Raw genomic sequence first — 15967 nt, 5'->3', positions numbered from 1 at the left:
GACGAGACGACGCCGTGACGCCGCACGAACGGCGGCCGGGGTGGATGACAGGGTCGCGCCTATGATCGATTCGAGTGGTATGTCCGGCCGCGGGTCCCACGGGTGGCAGCCCGGCGTGATCCCGCTCCGGCCCCTGCGCCTCGCGGACATCACCGACGGTGCCGTGGCGACACTGCGCAGGCACGCCGCCGTCGTGTTCGGCGCATCGGCTCTCGTGGCCCTGGCAGGCACGGTGCTGGTGCTACTCGCCGAGATGTACGTCCTGCCTCTGCGGCGGTCCTGGCAGCATCCCCTCAACGAGCTGTTGGCCAACGCGGCGAGCCTGCTCGTCACGTTGTCGACGCACGCACTCGTCGTGGGCGTGACGACGGTGGTGGTCGGTCGGGCGGTGCTGGGCAGGCCGGTCTCGGCGCGCGAGGTGTGGGCCGAGGTCGGGCCGCGGTTATTGGCGCTGTTCGGACTGACCGCCGTCGTCACGGTCGTCACGATCGTCGGGCTACTCCTGCTGGTCGTGCCCGGGATCGTGGCCTACGTGTTCCTCAGCCTGGCCGTGCCCGTGCTGATGTGGGAACGCGGCACCGTCGTCGACGGGCTGGCACGGTCGGTGCAACTGGTCGGTGGCGCGTGGTGGCGGGTCTTCGGCGTCCTGGTCGTCGCGCTGCTGATCACGGTCCTGGTCAGCCTGGTCGTGCAACTGCTGTTCGCCCAGCTCCTGCCGTTGGGTGCCGGCACGTCGCCGTTGTCGGACGGCACCCCGGCCGGGCATCGGCTGATCCTCGGGCTCGGCAGCGTCGCGGGGCAGAGCCTCGCGGTGCCGTTCAGCTCCGCCGTCACCGTGCTGATCTACCTCGACCGGCGCATGCGCCGCGAGAACCTGGACGGCGAACTCCGGCGCGCGGCGGAATAGCCCGGCAGAGGTGCCGATACCGGTGAAGGCGACGTGAACACGCGAGCGCCTCCCGTAGGGTGGCCCCATGGCCGAACCCGTTCTCCACAAACTGACGTTGGACAACGGCCTGCGAGTGGTTCTCGCGCCCGACCGGAGCGCCCCGGTCGTCGGCGTCAGCGTGCACTACGACGTGGGTTTCCGTTCCGAACCCGAAGGCCGCACCGGCTTCGCGCACCTGTTCGAGCACCTGATGTTCCAGGGCAGCGAAAGCCTCGAGAAGCTGGCCCACTTCCGCCACGTGCAGGGCAGCGGAGGCTCGTTCAACGGGTCGACCCACCCCGACTACACGGACTACTTTGAGGTGCTGCCGTCCGCGGCGCTGGAGCGCGCGCTGTTCCTCGAGGCCGACCGGATGCGTGCGCCGAAGCTGACCGCCGAGAACCTCGCCAACCAGATCGACGTGGTCAAGGAGGAGATCCGCCTCAACGTGCTGAACCGGCCCTACGGCGGATTCCCGTGGATCCTGCTGCCGCCGGTGCTGTACGACACGTTCCCCAACGCCCACAACGGTTACGGCGACTTCACCGACCTCGAGCAGGCCAGCCTCGAGGACTGCGCCGCGTTCTTCGACACCTACTACGCGCCCGCCAACGCGGTGCTCACCGTCGCGGGCGACATCGAGGTCGACCGGGCCCGCGAGTTGATCGAGAAGCACTTCGGCGACGTGCCCGCACGCCCGAGGCCCGAGCGGCCGTCGTTCGCCGAGCCCCGGCCGACCAGCGAGATCCGCGAGACGCACGTCGACCCGCACGCCCCGCTTCCCGCGCTGGCCGTCGGCTACCGCATGCCCGACCCGGTCGGTGAGATCGACGCCTACCTGGCGCACCTCGTGCTGGCCAGCGTCCTCGTCGACGGTGACGGTTCCCGCCTGCAGCAGCGCCTCGTGCACGGCGAGCCGCTCGTCACCGACATCAACGCGGGCGCGGGTCTGTTCGGACCGTTCGAGGCGCGCGATCCCGACACGTTCTCGATCACCGCGATGCACACGCCCGACGTCGGCGTGGACAGCATCCTCGGTGCCGTCGACGAGGAGCTGGAGTCGCTCGCCGCGCAGCCGCCGACCAGCGACGAGCTGGCGCGGGTGACGGCTCGGTGGAGCGCGATGCTGCACGCGGAACACGACAGGCTCGTCAACCGCACGCTCGGTTTCGGTTCGTTCGAACTGCTCTACGGCGACGCGGCGCTCATGCACCAGGTCGCCGACCGCATCGCCGCCGTCACCGCGGACGAGGTGTCGCACGCCGCGAAGGGCCTGCGGCCCGATTCGCGCGCCGTCCTTCTCGTCGAGCCCGCGCAGGGAGGTACCCAGTGACCGCATCGCAGACCCACCGGACCGCGGAGGAGATCGGCCGGACCCCGGCAGGCCCGCGGGAGTTGCCGCAGCTGGGCGAACAGCGGACGGCCACGCCACCGGAGCACGTCGACACCGAGATCGGCAACGGCCTGCGTGTGCTGGCCGTGCGCAAGCCGGGTTCGCCGATGGCGGAGCTGCGCATGGCGATCCCGTTCGCGGGTGACGACCCGATGCACACGGCGACGGCCGAAGTGCTTGCGGACACCATCGCCACGGGCACGCGTCGCCGTGACCGGGTCGCGATGGACACCGACCTGGCGCTCATCGGCGGCGACCTCGGCGTGGCCGTCGACCCGGAGCACCTGTCCGTCTCCGCGAGTGCGCTGGCGACCGGGTTGCCGACCCTGCTCGACGTGCTCGCCGACATCCTCACCGAGGCCACCTACGCCGACCACGAGGTCGAACGGGAAGCGGCGCGGCTGGTCGAACGCCTCGCCGTCGCGCGCACCCAGCCGCGCGTGATCGCCCGCGAGGCGCTGCAGCGGCAGCGCTACGGCGACCACCCGTTCACCCGCGAGGTACCCCGTCCCGAGGACGTGGAGCAGGTGACGCCGGGCATGGTCCGCGCGCTGCACCCCGCCGCGGTTCTGCCGCGGGGCTCGGTGCTGGTGCTCGTCGGCGACATCGACCCGCAGTCCGCGGTCGTCGACGTCGAACGGGCGCTGGACGGCTGGCGTTCCGACGACGTGGCGCGCGAGCTGCCCGAGCTGCCCGACCTGGCCGGCGGCGACCTGGTGCTCGTACCGCGCGGCGGCGCCGTGCAGTCGCAGATCCGGCTGTCGGCGCAGAGCCTGCCGCGCACCGCGGACCGGTACCCGGCGGTGCAGTTGGCGAACCTGACGTTCGGGGGCTACTTCTCGTCACGGCTCGTCGAGAACATCCGTGAGGACAAGGGCTACACCTACGGCGCCCATTCCGGATTCGAGTTCACCCGAGGTAAGGCGACCGTGCAGGTCGACGCCGACACCGCGAGCGACGTGACCGCAGCCGCGCTGTTGGAGACGCGGTACGAACTCGGCAGGCTCGGGCTCGTGCCGCCGACCGACTCCGAGGTCGACACCGTGCGGCAGTATGCCACGGGCACGCTGCTGATCGGATCGGCGTCGCAGGCCGGGATGGCGAACCAGCTGATCGGCCTCGCCGCGGTGGGCCTCGACCTCGAGTGGCTGCTCGGGCACCCCGAGCGGCTCGCCGCCGTGACGACCGAACAGGTCGCCGAGGTGGCGCTGGAGATCTTCGCGCCGAGCCGCTTCACCGGTGTCGTCGTAGGAGATGCGGACGTGCTCGGGCCGCAGCTCGAGGCCCTCGGTGGCGTGCGCGTCGCGGATCCGGAACCGTGAGGCCGTTCGAGCTCGGGGAGGTTCCGGCGCTGTCCCGGTCCACAGTGGACCGGCAGGAGACACTGCGGAACGATCCGGAACGCCTCACCGCACGCTGGCCGGACGCGCGGCTCGTGGTCGTCGACCGCTGGGGCAGGACACCGGTGCGGCTCGACGCCGTCGACTCCGGCGAGGCACCCGTGAGTACCAGGAAGGCGGCCGAGTTCGCCGGGGAACCGCCCGTCGAGGCGTCGTTCCTCGGTGAATGGGACGGCGTCGACCACTGGATGCTGCCCGTCGACCCGCCGTCCGAATCGGACACGATCGAACTCGACGGCGGTTGGGGAGTGCGGCAGGAGGTTCCGGTCAGTGCCGACGAGGCGTGGCTGGACCTGCGGGGGCACGGCGCCCTCCTCGACGACACGTCGGCGGGTCTGCTGACGACCGCGGAAGCACTGCGGAACTGGCACCACCGTGGCAGGTTCTGCGGGCGGTGCGGGTCGGAAGTGACCCGGGTGCAGTTCGGCTGGGCATCCCACTGCACCGGGTGCGGGAACGAGGAGTACCCGCGTACCGACCCCGCGGTGATCTGCCTGGTGCACGACGACATCGGCGTCAACGGTGCGAACGTGCTGCTGGCGCGTCAGCCCGTGTGGCCGCCGAAGCGGTACTCGGTACTGGCGGGATTCGTCGAGGCCGGCGAGTCGCTCGAAGGCTGCGTCGAACGCGAGGTGCGTGAGGAGGTCGGTGTCGAGGTCGGCGACGTGCGCTACCTGGGCAGCCAGCCGTGGCCGTTCCCGCGGTCGATCATGCTCGGCTTCGCGGCGCGGACCGTCAGCGGTGCCGCCCTGACGCCCGCAGACGGGGAGATCGAGGAGGCGCGATGGTTCAGCCGCGCCGACGTGCGTGCGGCGTTCGACGGTGAGCACGACGAACTGATGCTCCCCGGCACCACATCGATCGCGTCCGTGATGCTCCGTTCGTGGGCCGCCGCGGAGCAGTAGCGCACACCGGGCGAGGGCTACGGACACCCGGCCGCTCGCCGCTCGGCCACGCCGGACCCCGGGACTCGGGCCGACGCGCCTCGGTAGGCTGCCGCGTAGCTTCACCGGGTTTGGGGGTTTCGGGAAACGTGAGTGCGCATCGAGTCGTCGGATTGCTGCTCGGGGTGGTTGCCGACGGTCTGGTCGGCGAGCCGCGTCGCGCCGCTCCGTCGCGTCCTGTCACCGTGCTGCCGGACGCTGCCGACGCGCTGGCCCGGCGCATCGGAACCGCCGCGGCAACGACCGCGGTGACCGCCGGCGCCGTCGCAGCGGGCGTGCTGGCCGAACGCGTCACGGCTCGTCACCGGTTGCTGCGCACGCTCGCCGTCGCCGCGGGTACGTGGTCGGTCCTCGGGGGAGCGCGGATCGCCGCGGACGGCACCGACCTCGCCCGCGACCTCGAAAGCGGCGACTTCGACACCGCCCGCGCGCGCATCGCGACAGCCGACCCGCGCTGCACCGAAGACCTCGACCTGCCAGGTCTGTCCCGTGCCGCGATCGAAGTCGTCGCGGACCAGACCTCGAACGCCGTGGTGTCGCCACTCGTTTGGGGCGCTGTGGCGGGGCTCCCCGGAATGCTGGGCGCCCGCACCGTCACCGTGCTCGGCAGGCGGGCCGGAATGGAGCTCGACATCGCCTCGACGCGCTCGGCCGACCCGGTCGCGCGGCGACTCGACGAAGTCGCGAACCTCGCACCGGCACGGCTCACGGCCACGTTGACCACCGCCGCAGCACCGATCGTCGGAGGCTCCGCGCCCAGTGCGTGGCAGGCATGGCGGCGCGACACGGCCGCCCACCCGAGCCCTAACGCCGGGCGCGCCGAAGCCGCGTTCGCCGGGGCACTCGAGATCCGCCTCGGCGGCCGCACCGTGTACCCGCGCGGTGTGGCGGAGCTGCCCGTGCTCGGCGCAGGGCGCAACCCCGACGCCGGTCACGTCACGCGCGCCGTCGAACTGTCCCGAGTGGTCGGACTGTGCGCGGTCGGCGTGTCCGCGGTGCTCGCCGCCGTGTCGAGCCTCGGCAGGCGCCGACGCCGATAGGCACGTCCCCGCACGCGGGCGACCGGCACACGCGTTGCCCGCCGCCCGCGCGCGTTCGTCCGACGTCAGCAGTTCGGTGCGGAGCTGTACGGACTCGGATCGTTGGCCACGTGGACGTGGTCGTTGTGGCCCTCCGCGCCCGGCCCGATGATCTCGGTGAACCCGGCCTCGTGGGCGGCGTCGTACAGCGTGCACTGCGAGTGCTCGTTCGCGTTGATGCCGAGATCGGCCGTCTCGCCGTACATGTGCCTGCTCGAGGGCGACCCGCCGACCGAGTCGTTGCACGAGACGCTACGGAAACCGGACGTGACGCCGAGGGGCACGTCGCCGAGCTTGTGCCGCATCGCCTCCAGCTGCCACATGACTCGACGCGTGTTCTCCTTCGCGGTGGCGGCGTCGACCATGCCGCCTTCGAAGTTGTTCGCACCGCAGTTCTCGTCGAACTCGGAGTACGTGAAGTGCTCGGGGGTGCAGTCGTCCTGCCCGAGTGCGTGCAGCACCTCACGGGTCTCGGCGTCGACCACGCCGGACTGCGGGACGCCGTAGCCGGACTGGAACCGTTCGACGGCGGCCTCGGTGGCCGCGCCGAACTCGCCGTCGATCGCCAGGTGTTCGCCGTGGCTCACCCATCCGGCGACCCGGACCTGCAGCTCCTCGACCGCGGATCCGCTGTCGCCCTCCGACAGATCGCTCTCGAACGTGAAACAGCCGTCGGCGGCGGCCGTCGCCGGAGTGACGAGGGTCGCGGTCGTGAGGCCACCGGCAGCGAGCGCCGCCGCTGCCACCACGGAAAGAATACGGTTACGCATGGCACCTCCAGGTGTCTTCCGACGTGCCGACCGGTCGGCACCAGCGGCACTGGTAGCGCTGTCGGCACTGCCGGACACCTTGGCGTGAATCATTAACCGAATGCCATTCGTTGCGGTCGATACCTACCGACGGCGGGGTGCGAAAGTCGGCTCCGTGGCACACGGGGGAACCGCGCCCCGGTCGCGACGGTCCAACGCGCCGGCTTCGGGACACACGAGAAACGGGGGTGGTCCCCGGTGCGGAACCGGACACCACCCCCGTCCCGCAGGACGTGACCGTCAGCAGTTCGGGGCGCTGCGGAACGGACTCGGGTCATTGGCCACGTGGACGTGGTCGTTGTGACCCGGGTAGCCCGGCCCGAGGATCTCGGTGAAACCGGCCTCCCATGCGGCCCGGTACAGCGTGCACTGCGAATGCACGTTTCCACCGATTCCCATGTCCGCAGCATCGCCGTACAGATGGCGGCTCGACGACGAACCGCCGACCGAGCTGTTGCACGAGTAGCTCCGGATGCCGGACGAAATACCGATCGGCTGGTCGCCGAGCTTGTGGCGCATCGCTTCCAGCTGCCACATCACACGGCGGGTGTTCTCCTTCGCCGTCGACGCCGACACGGCGCCCCCGCTGAAGTTGTTGGCACCACAGTTGTCGTCGAACTCCGAATAGGAGAAGTGGGACGGCGTGCAGTCGCTCGACGTCAGGTCGTAGATCTTCCCGAACGTCTGCGAACCCGCGACACCGTCGGCCGCCAGGCCGTATCCCGACTGGAACCGCTTGACGGCAGCCTCGGTCGCCGGGCCGTACTGGCCGTCGATGGCGAGGTGCTCACCGGACGACACCCAACCGGCGACACGGATCTGCAGTTCCTTCACCGCAGCGCCGCTGTCGCCGCGAGAGAGAGTGCTCGACCACTCGTAGCACGAGGCGGCGCTGGCCGGGGCGGGCGTCGCCACCGCGGTCGCGGCGGTGAGGCCGGCCGCTGCAACAGCCGCAGCGGCCAGCAGGGAGAAGAGTCGTTTACGCATGGGACCTCCGCAGGTTGTCCTGGTGCCGCGCTCGGAGTCGGCACGCGAGGGCAATCTGCCCGACTTGTCCCGGTCCTTTGGTCGGTCGGTGAAAAGTACCGACGAAGGTTATGGGCGAAAGGTGGGGAATGTCCGTCCGTTCATCACGGAACGGGCACGCAGCGGTTACCGGCAGCCGTCGCTCACCGGAGCGCGTCGGCCTCGTCGTCCTCCGCGAGGATCTGCGCCACCGACTTGCGCTTCTGCCTGCCCGGCTGCTTACGTCGGCTCGTGTCCGCCGCCGCGGTGGACACGGTGGTGGCCGGCTCGGCGTCGTCGGCCGACCCGGTCGTGACGGACTCTGCTGCGTCGGAGTCGGCGAGAACACCGCCCGGTCGAGCTTCGCGGACCGTGAAGTACAGCCACCCGAGCAGGGCCATCGCGCCGAACGCGATCCACTGCAGCGCGTACGAGAAGTACGGCCCGGCTTCGAGCTGAGGGAGTGGCAGGGCCGTCAGCACACCCGGTTCGCCCGGCTCCAGCTGGTAGTAGCCCGGCTTGATGTCCAGGTCCGTCGCCCGCGCCACGACCTTCGAATCCACCGAGTACGAGTGCAGCCTGCCGCCGGTGGTCTCGTCGGCGAACGCGTCGCGGTTCGACGGATCGTTCTCGTCGGCGCGCACTCGGGCTTCGACGGTGACACGGCCCTGCGGCGGGGCCTCCAAGTCCGGCACTCCGGTGTCGTTGGCGGGCCGCACGAAGCCCCGGTTGATGAGCACCGTCGGGCCGGCGGTGGTGCGCAGGGGTGTGAGCACCTCGAACGCCGGCTCGCCCTGGACGGTGCGCAGCCGCGCGATCACTTCGTCGTCGGGCAGGTACGTGCCTTCGACGATCACGCGTCGCCACTCTGTGCGGCCGTCCGGGGCGGTGTCGCCGGGCAGCACCTCCGCCAACGGTTGCGGGCGGGCCGCGGTGGACGAGGACACGGCGTCGTTCCGCGCGGTGCGCTCCTCGTGCCGGTCGAACTGCCACGGGGCGAGCACGGTGAAGCTCAGGGCGGCGAAGACGAACACCACCACCGTCAACGCCAGCCAGCCGGGCTTGAGCAGGAATCTCCACCGCACACCCACCACGGTAGGCGTCGAGCGCGAACGGCTCATCGAGTGGTCGTGGCTTGCGCGGCGTGCGTCTCAGCCCGCGGCGTCCAGAGCCTGTCGCGCCGCGGTCAGTGCTTGGCGCGCGTAGCCACCGCCGAACAGCACCGTGTGCACGAGCAGTGGGAACAGCTGGTGCAGCCCGACGCGGTCTTCGTGGCCGGCTTCGAGTGGCCGGCCCGCCTGCTCGGCGGCCTCGGCGTACGCGCCGAGGATGCGGTCCAGCCGTGGTGCCCCGAACAGGCGCAGCATGGCGAGGTCGGTTTCGCGGTGGCCGCCGTGGGCCGCCGGGTCGATCAGCCACGCTCTGCCGTCGGTGCTCCAGTGGACGTTGCCGGTCCACAGGTCACCGTGGAGGCGGGCCGGTGGTTCGGAGCCGGGCTGCAGGTCGGGAAGTCGCGTGCACACCGTGTCGAAGACGGTGGCTTCGTCGGTGTCGAGGACTCCCTGGTCGACGGCCGTGTGTACGTACGGCTCGATGCGGTCCCGAGCGTAGAACGTGGCCCAGGTCGTGTCGGGCTTGGTGGCGCCGCCGTTGTTGCTCATCGGGGCGAGGCCGATCCAGGCGTCGACCGGCCCTCCGGGCGGCGCGGCGCCGAAGGCGGGGGCGCCGCGTAGGTGCAGGGCGGCGAGATGGCGGCCGAATTCTTCGGCAGCGGCGGGTGCGGGCGAGCGGCCTGCGGGTTCGATGTAGTCGAGGATGAGCCAGTCGTCGTCCCAGCCGTGGGCGTGGGGCACGGGCAGGTCGCCCGGTTCGGCGAGCCAGCGGAGGCCTGCGCCCTCGGCTGCGGTGGCGTTCGGGCCGGCTGCGGGCTTGGCGACCACCGTGGTCGCCCGGTCGTCGAGGCGTGCGACGACCGCGCCGCTCCCGAGTGGTCGGATGTCGGTGGGCTGGGAGCCGGTGTGGCGGACGATCGCGTCGTAGGCGGTCACAGTCGGGTGCGTGTCCATGAGATCAACTCCGGCATGGCGCGTTCGATCATGTCGAGGACGTCGGTGAAGCCGTCGTCGCCGCCGTAGTACGGGTCGGGCACTTCGGCGTCGGCGGGTGCCGACGGGTCGAAGGTGCGTAGTAGGACGACGCGGTCCGGGTCGCCTGCGAACTCGGTGACGTCGCGCAGGTGGCTCTTCGTGGCGACGACGAAGAGGTCGGCGTCCCGGTGGGCAGGGCCGAGTTGGGCGGCGATGTGGTCGTCGGCGTAGCCGGAGCCGCGCAGGGTGGCGCGGGCGCGGGAGTCCGCGGGCTGGCCCACGTGCCACGGGCCGACGCCGGCGCTCGTGACCGTCACGTTGTCGGCGAGCCCCGCGTCCTCGAGGCGTTGCCGGAACACGAGCGCCGCCATCGGGGAACGGCAGATGTTGCCCGTGCAGACGAAGCAGATGTGGAGGTTGCCGTCGGGGTGCTGTTGGTCCGTCACGGTCTCAGTCTGCCGGAACCGTCCGGTGTGTTCGTACTCCCGCCTGTCGTCAGGGAGTCGTCAGGGACAGGTGTCGCCCGCCGTGCTCTGCTCGTCGGGTTCGGTCGGCCGGGCGGCGGGGTCGTGTGCAGCTGCAGTGGTGTCCGCGCGGGGGCGGCGTCCGCCGCGGCGGCGGGTCTTCCCGCGTGGCCTGCGACCGGTGTGTGGCTCGGGGCGTCGACGCGGTTCCCGCGGGCCGGGTGGTGACGGTGTTTCGGGTGCGGGTCCGTCTCGTTCGGTGCCGAGGTCTTTCTCGTGCGGCGGCGGGGCGGTGATGTGGCGCCCGGTGGGCGTCGCGATGTGCAGGGTGCCGTCGTGCTCGAGTCGGAACGTCCAGCCCGGGGTGTGTTTGACCCGGTGATGGTGTCGGCAGAGCCCGATGAGGTTGGCCGCGCAGGTGGGCCCGTCGCAGCGGTGGGGGATGACATGGTCCAGGTCGACGTTGTCGGCGGGACGGTGACATCCGGGGAAGCGGCAGGTGCGGTCGCGGACTTTGACGTAGTCGGCGAGGGCCCGGGGTGGCCGGTATCGGGTGCGTCCGACGTCGAGCGGTACGCCCGTGTGCGGATCGGTGACGATTCGCCGCCAGGTCGACGTCGGGTTGTGTGCGATGGCTCGTGCGACGGAGGCGGGCAGCGGGCCGTGTCCGGCGAGCTCGGCGGGATTGTCGGCCAGGCCGGTCAGCGTGGCCAGGTCGATGTGGACGAACACGTCCGCTCTCGTGGCTGACGGGGTTGCCGGGACCGGTGCGGTCGGCACGTCGGCCGCGGACACGGTGTGGCCGAGTAGAAGGTCGCCGTAGACGTCGGCGCGAAGTTGGTCGAGGGTGCGGCGATCGCCGTTCCTGCGGAGGGTGCGAGCTGCGGTGTCGATGCGCGCATACGCCGCCTGAGCTTGTTCGGCGGGAAGTTCGGCCGCCAGTGTGGCCATGCTGCCGTCGCCGTGGCTGAGTCGAAGGTGTCGTTGGGCGCGTTCGTGCCGGGCGCGTTCGGTTTGGCCTTCGGGGTCGATGTCGATCACGGTCTTCTTGACCAGCCGTTGGACGGAGCCTGCGGTTGCGCCGTCGAGCCTGTCGGCGACGAGTCGGTCGACGTGCTTCGCGGGCTCGTCCGCGAGCGCGGTGGTCGGCCCGGCGACTTTCGAGGCCTTGACCAGGTCGATCTCGCCGCGGGCCAGTGCGTCGAGGGTGTGCGGTAGTCGTGTGGTCAGTTGTTCGGCGAGTTCCAGTCGCTGCCGGGCAACCCGTCCCGTCCATCCGAGCGCGACGCCGACCTCGGCGACTGCTTCGTCCGTGCACCCGCGTACGGCGACGAATCGCGCGGCGGCGCCCACGAATCGTGCGTGCAGCCGTGCGATGTCCCGTTCGATGCGGACCATCTCGTCCAGCTCTGCTGCCCCATCCATCACCCGTCCGACGCTAGCCATATCGCACCCCGGGTGTCGAACACCTGTTCGGGTATTGCCCGACTTCAGGCGGTAACCGTTGTGGCCCTGCTGGCGGCGAACGAATGTCACCACTCGTGCGTCCTCGACGGCGCGTGAAGGCGGGCCGTCGCCCTCGACCTGGGACGGCTCGGCGCGGCCGCCCGGCCTTGTCGAGACTTACGGTTCCGAACGTCAGGGCCGATCGGGTGTCGCCTGGCCGAGTGCCCCGCCATCCCGCCGGGACGGGGGCGCCGGGAAGGGGGCTGCCGGTGCTCACGGCGGCGTGGCTGCGCGTCAGGGGGTGCATGGGAGGATCGCGACATGTTCGCCACCAGCCTCACCTCCGGTACCTCCGGCCGCGGTGGTCCGGCGTCGCCGAGTGTCGCCGACATCGTCGCCGCGTTGGACACGGCGTATCCGCGCGAGCTCGCGGAGTCGTGGGACGCGGTCGGTCTCGTGTGCGGCGACCCGGCCGACCGCGTCGAACGGGTTCTCGTCTGTGTCGACCCGGTCGCGGCGACCGTCGACGAGGCACTGGAGATCGGTGCGCAGCTGATCGTCGCCCACCACCCACTGATGTTGCGCGGCGTGCACGGCGTCCCGGCCGACACCTCGAAGGGCTCGCTCGTCCATCGCATGATCCGTGAGGGCGTGGCGCTGTTCTGTGCGCACACCAACGCCGATTCGGCCAACCCCGGCGTGTCCGACGCGCTGGCCGCGGTGATCGGCCTCGACGTGCGGCGCCCTCTCGTTCCGCACGCCGACGGGGCCGACACCGGTCTCGGCCGCATCGGCGAGTTGTCGGAGCCGGAATCCTTCGCGACGTTCGTCGACCGGGTCGGCGCGGCGCTGCCCGCCACAACCCCCGGGGTGCACGGAGCGGGGGACCCCGAGCGTCCGATCCGCACGGTCGCGGTCTCAGGCGGTGCGGGCGACGGCTTCCTCGACACGGCGACCGCGGCGGGCGTCGACGCCTACGTGACGGCGGACCTGCGGCACCACCCCGCGGGCGAGCACCTCGAGCAGCCCGGCACGGTCCCCGCGTTGGTGGGTCTGACGCACTGGGCGAGCGAGTGGCCGTGGTGCGGGCAAGCCGCCGAGGTGATCGGCGGGACGGGTAACGTCGAGGTTCACGTCTCCACGCGGTGCACCGACCCGTGGAACGTCCGAGCGAACGGGAGTACGAAGTGAAGGCAGACCCGTCCCTGCAGCGTGAGTTGCTGGACCTCGCCGAAGTCGACGCGGAGCTCTCGCGCGTCGCCCACCGGCGCCGGAACCTGCCCGAGCTGGCCGAGATCGAAGGCATCGAGAAGACGTTGCAGGACAAGCGTGACGCACTCGTGACCGCCCAGACGTCGGCGTCCGATCTGGAACGCGAAGTGACGCGGCAGGAGCGCGAGGTCGAATCCGTGCGCGCCCGCGCGGACCGCGACCGCAAGCTCATGGAGTCCGGCTCGGCCGCGGCGAAGCAGCTGACCGAGCTGGAACACGAGTTGGAGACGCTCGCGCGCAGGCAGCAGGTTCTCGAGGACGACCAGCTGGAGCTCATGGAACGGCGCGAGGCGGCCGACATCGAGGTGCAGCGTGCCGCGGCCGAGGTCGACAAGGCGCAGCAGGACCTCGAGGATGCGGTGACGCGGCGCGACGAGGTGCTCGCCGACCTCGACGCCACGCAGGCCCGCCGGGACGCCGACCGCGCCGCGCTGGCGCCGAAGTTCCCGGAGGCGCTCCTCAAGGCGTACGACCGGGTCCGCGAGCAGCGGGGGATCGGCGCCGGACTGCTGCGCTCGCGGCAGTGCGGTGCGTGCAAGCTGGAGCTTGACCGCAGTCAGCTGTCGGAGATCAAGAACGCGGCGGACGACGACGTCATCACGTGCGAGAACTGCGGCGCGATCCTGGTTCGTACTGGGGAGTCCGGCCTGTGAGCAGACATGTCGTCGTCGAGGCCGACGGTGGTTCGCGCGGCAATCCCGGTCCTGCCGGGTACGGCGCGGTGGTGAAGGACGCCGACACGGGCGAAGTGCTGGCCGAACGCGCGGTCGGCATCGGAACCGCGACGAACAACGTGGCCGAGTACAGCGGCCTCGTCGCGGGGCTCGAGGCCGCGGCGGCGTCCGGTGCATCCATTGTGGACGTCAAGATGGATTCGAAACTGGTCGTCGAGCAGATGTGCGGCCGTTGGAAGATCAAGAACACGGCGCTGCAGCCCCTCGCGCTCGAGGCTCGCGACCTCGCGGCTCGGTTCGAGCGGGTGACGTACGAGTGGATTCCGCGCGCGAAGAACTCCTACGCCGATCGGCTCGCCAACGAGGCCATGGACACCCAGGCCGCCGTCGGCACCACCGAGCCCGTCGGACGTACCGCGCCGGAGCCGAACCCGAAGCCGGACCCGAAGCCGGACCCGAAACCGAAGCCGGAGCCCGCCACGGAACCCGGGCCCGCGTCGGCGCCGGTCGCCGAGGCCGAACAGACCGCGCTGCCGTTGGCCGAACCCGCCAGGCCGGCCCCTGCCGTGTCGGAGCCCGCCGCGTCGGAGGAGCCCGCGAAGTCCGACCGTGCACCGACGGGCTGGACCGGCGCCACGGGCACGCCGACGCGGCTGCTGCTCGTCCGGCACGGTCAGACGGAGATGTCGGTCGACCGCCGCTACTCCGGGCTCGGCGACGTCGCACTGACCGAGACGGGTCGGTGGCAGGCGCAGGCCGTCGCGAAACGGCTGGCCGGAATGGACGGTGTGGCCGACGCGGACCCCGTGGTCGTCGCGTCGCCGCTCGCCCGCGCCGCGGCAACTGCGCAGGCCGTGGCCGACGCCCTCGGTACGCGCGTCGAGACGCAGCAGTCGTTGCGGGAGACGGATTTCGGCGCGTGGGAGGGGCTGACGTTCGCCGAGGCCTCACAGCGCGACCCGGAGGTGCATCGCCGGTGGATGGGCGACACGTCGGTGCCGCCGCCGGACGGGGAGAGCTTCGACGCCGTGTACACCCGCGTCCGGCAGGCCCACGACGAGCTGCTCCGCCGGTACGCGGGGCGGACGGTCGTCGTCGTCAGCCACGTGACGCCGATCAAGATGCTGCTCCGCCTGGCGCTCGACGGCGGCGCGTCCCTGCTGTTCCGGCTGCACCTCGACCCGGCGTCGCTGTCGATCGCCGACTTCTACCCGGACGGCAACGCCAGCGTCCGCCTGGTCAACGACGTGTCCCACCTTCGGTGACACCCGTCGAGGGGTACGGAGTAACCTGGGCCGGAGGACGAGTTGGCAGGGCGGCCGCGACGCCGCGCCACGCGGCGCGGTTTCGAGGAAAGTCCGGACTCCGCAGGGCAGGGTGGTTGCTAACGGCAACCCGGGGTGACCCGCGGGAAAGTGCCACAGAAAACAGACCGCCCGGCGGTACTGAGCCGGTGCCGGTGGCGCCGGCGCAGTGGTCGGGTAAGGGTGAAACGGTGGTGTAAGAGACCACCAGCGTCCCGGGCGACCGGGACGGCTCGGTAAACCCCACCCGGAGCAAGGTCAAGAGGGAGCCTCAGGGCTCCTGCGCAGGCGTTCGAGGGCTGCCCGTCCGAGGCCTGCGGGTAGACCGCTGGAGCCTGTCGGCAACGGCAGGCCGAGATGGATGGTCGCCGCCCACGGCCCGGCCGTGGGAACAGAATCCGGCTTACATGCCAACTCGTCCTCCCACGGTGTTCGAAAGGGTGGAGGTGGCGCGTGCCGGCGGCTGACGTACGTGACGCATACGGGAGGCGGGCCGTCGAGTACGCCGACTTCGCCTGTGCGCCCGAGCTGATGGCCGATCCCGACCGCGACCTCGTCGCCCGCTGGGCCGCAGGTGTCGACGGCCGGATCATCGACGCCGGGTGCGGACCCGGGCAGTGGACCGACTTCCTTCGCCGCAGCATCACCAACCGCAGCATCACCAACGACGGCACCGACGACGGCACCGACGACGATGGCACCCGCGGCGATGGCACCCACGAATACACCCGCGTCGAAGGCGTGGATCTCGTGCCGGAGTTCGTCGGCATCGCCCGCTCGCGGTTCCCGGGCAACCCGTTCCGCGTGGCCCGGTTGGAGGCGCTCGGCGTCGCGGACGCATCGGTGGGCGGGATCCTGTCGTGGTACTCGATCATCCACACCGAGCCCGATGCGGTACCGGGCGTTCTCGCCGAGTTCGCGCGCTGCCTGCAGCGCGGTGGCAGCCTGCTGCTCGGCATGTTCCGCCAGGTCGACGGCGCGCGGGTCGAACCGTTCGCGCACGCCGTCACGACCGCCTACTTCTGGCCGGTCGAGGAGATGTCGCGGCTCCTCACCGACGCGGGCTTCCACGTCGAGGAGATCGAGACCCGCGACGATCCCGGCCACCGCCCCCACGCCGCCCTCGTCGCCAGGCGGGAACCTCGCGACGAGGCCTGACCGT

At 71.2% G+C, this 15967-nt stretch carries 15 protein-coding genes and 1 other RNA gene; 10 read left to right on the top strand and 6 right to left on the bottom strand.

The genetic code is table 11. From position 1 onward, the window contains the following. Positions 1 to 61 precede the first annotated feature (61 nt). From FHS23_RS18660 to FHS23_RS18640, 5 genes are all read left to right on the top strand, one after another. A complete protein-coding gene (locus tag FHS23_RS18660) occupies positions 62 to 907 on the top strand; it encodes a YciC family protein (RefSeq protein ID WP_183657617.1) in 846 nt (281 codons plus the stop codon). 67 nt (positions 908 to 974) lie between these two features. Beyond that, positions 975 to 2261, top strand: a complete 1287-nt coding sequence (locus FHS23_RS18655) for a M16 family metallopeptidase (RefSeq protein ID WP_183657615.1) — start codon at positions 975 to 977, stop codon at positions 2259 to 2261. After that, positions 2258 to 3643, top strand: coding sequence for an insulinase family protein (locus FHS23_RS18650; RefSeq protein WP_183657612.1), 1386 nt, complete (start codon positions 2258 to 2260; stop codon positions 3641 to 3643). Before FHS23_RS18655 ends, FHS23_RS18650 begins: the two co-directional genes overlap by 4 nt. After that, positions 3640 to 4626 carry an NAD(+) diphosphatase gene (gene nudC / locus FHS23_RS18645; protein ID WP_183657609.1) on the top strand — a complete coding sequence of 329 codons (987 nt, stop codon included), beginning with the start codon at positions 3640 to 3642 and terminating at the stop codon, positions 4624 to 4626. Before FHS23_RS18650 ends, nudC begins: the two co-directional genes overlap by 4 nt. A 128-nt stretch (positions 4627 to 4754) precedes the next feature. Beyond that, positions 4755 to 5705: a cobalamin biosynthesis protein gene (locus tag FHS23_RS18640; RefSeq protein WP_183657607.1), complete on the top strand. Its 951-nt coding sequence runs from the start codon at positions 4755 to 4757 to the stop codon at positions 5703 to 5705. Positions 5706 to 5770: 65 nt separating this feature from the next. Here the strand turns inward: FHS23_RS18640 and FHS23_RS18635 are convergent, their stop codons facing one another. From FHS23_RS18635 to FHS23_RS18610, 6 genes are all read right to left on the bottom strand, one after another. Beyond that, positions 5771 to 6490: a D-Ala-D-Ala carboxypeptidase family metallohydrolase gene (locus FHS23_RS18635; protein ID WP_425501145.1), complete on the bottom strand. Its 720-nt coding sequence runs from the start codon at positions 6488 to 6490 to the stop codon at positions 5771 to 5773. Positions 6491 to 6793: 303 nt separating this feature from the next. Then, positions 6794 to 7540, bottom strand: a complete 747-nt coding sequence (locus tag FHS23_RS18630) for a M15 family metallopeptidase (RefSeq protein ID WP_183657589.1) — start codon at positions 7538 to 7540, stop codon at positions 6794 to 6796. Positions 7541 to 7722: 182 nt separating this feature from the next. Next, positions 7723 to 8643, bottom strand: a complete 921-nt coding sequence (locus tag FHS23_RS18625; RefSeq protein WP_343054077.1) for an SURF1 family cytochrome oxidase biogenesis protein — start codon at positions 8641 to 8643, stop codon at positions 7723 to 7725. Between the two features lie 66 nt (positions 8644 to 8709). After that, the gene (locus FHS23_RS18620) at positions 8710 to 9624 is read right to left on the bottom strand and encodes a fructosamine kinase family protein (RefSeq protein ID WP_183657575.1); all 915 of its coding nucleotides are present in this window, start codon (positions 9622 to 9624) and stop codon (positions 8710 to 8712) included. Beyond that, on the bottom strand, positions 9603 to 10091 hold the full coding sequence (locus tag FHS23_RS18615) for a low molecular weight protein-tyrosine-phosphatase (protein ID WP_343054076.1): 489 nt from the start codon (positions 10089 to 10091) through the stop codon (positions 9603 to 9605). The genes FHS23_RS18620 and FHS23_RS18615 overlap by 22 nt, the downstream gene beginning before the upstream one ends. Before the next feature lie 60 nt (positions 10092 to 10151). Then, the gene (locus FHS23_RS18610; RefSeq protein ID WP_183657572.1) at positions 10152 to 11534 is read right to left on the bottom strand and encodes an HNH endonuclease signature motif containing protein; all 1383 of its coding nucleotides are present in this window, start codon (positions 11532 to 11534) and stop codon (positions 10152 to 10154) included. Between the two features lie 342 nt (positions 11535 to 11876). Here FHS23_RS18610 and FHS23_RS18605 point away from each other — a divergent pair, with 342 nt between their 5' ends. From FHS23_RS18605 to FHS23_RS18585, 5 genes are all read left to right on the top strand, one after another. After that, a complete protein-coding gene (locus FHS23_RS18605; protein WP_183657569.1) occupies positions 11877 to 12746 on the top strand; it encodes a Nif3-like dinuclear metal center hexameric protein in 870 nt (289 codons plus the stop codon). Next, positions 12743 to 13480, top strand: a complete 738-nt coding sequence (locus FHS23_RS18600; RefSeq protein ID WP_183658010.1) for a CT398-like coiled coil hairpin domain-containing protein — start codon at positions 12743 to 12745, stop codon at positions 13478 to 13480. Before FHS23_RS18605 ends, FHS23_RS18600 begins: the two co-directional genes overlap by 4 nt. Continuing rightward, positions 13477 to 14766 (top strand): bifunctional RNase H/acid phosphatase, encoded by a 1290-nt coding sequence (locus FHS23_RS18595; RefSeq protein ID WP_183657554.1) that lies wholly within the window; start codon positions 13477 to 13479, stop codon positions 14764 to 14766. Before FHS23_RS18600 ends, FHS23_RS18595 begins: the two co-directional genes overlap by 4 nt. Before the next feature lie 38 nt (positions 14767 to 14804). Next, positions 14805 to 15227: RNase P RNA component class A (gene rnpB, locus FHS23_RS18590), an RNA gene on the top strand. Positions 15228 to 15258: 31 nt separating this feature from the next. Next, positions 15259 to 15963, top strand: a complete 705-nt coding sequence (locus FHS23_RS18585) for a methyltransferase domain-containing protein (protein WP_221219795.1) — start codon at positions 15259 to 15261, stop codon at positions 15961 to 15963. The last annotated feature ends 4 nt before the right edge of the window (positions 15964 to 15967 follow it).

It is taken from the genome of Prauserella isguenensis, from assembly GCF_014191605.1.
Lineage (GTDB): Bacteria > Actinomycetota > Actinomycetes > Mycobacteriales > Pseudonocardiaceae > Prauserella > Prauserella isguenensis.
The sequence above is the reverse complement of the archived record's forward strand: the minus strand, read 5'-3'. Positions and strand labels throughout refer to the sequence as shown.

Coding starts and splice junctions, on each gene's coding strand:
- FHS23_RS18660 (WP_183657617.1), top strand. CDS start 62: ATGATCGATTCGAGTGGTATGTCCGGCCGCGGGTCCCACGGGTGGCAG.
- FHS23_RS18655 (WP_183657615.1), top strand. CDS start 975: ATGGCCGAACCCGTTCTCCACAAACTGACGTTGGACAACGGCCTGCGA.
- FHS23_RS18630 (WP_183657589.1), bottom strand. CDS start 7,540: ATGCGTAAACGACTCTTCTCCCTGCTGGCCGCTGCGGCTGTTGCAGCG.
- FHS23_RS18620 (WP_183657575.1), bottom strand. CDS start 9,624: ATGGACACGCACCCGACTGTGACCGCCTACGACGCGATCGTCCGCCAC.
- FHS23_RS18610 (WP_183657572.1), bottom strand. CDS start 11,534: ATGGATGGGGCAGCAGAGCTGGACGAGATGGTCCGCATCGAACGGGAC.
- FHS23_RS18605 (WP_183657569.1), top strand. CDS start 11,877: ATGTTCGCCACCAGCCTCACCTCCGGTACCTCCGGCCGCGGTGGTCCG.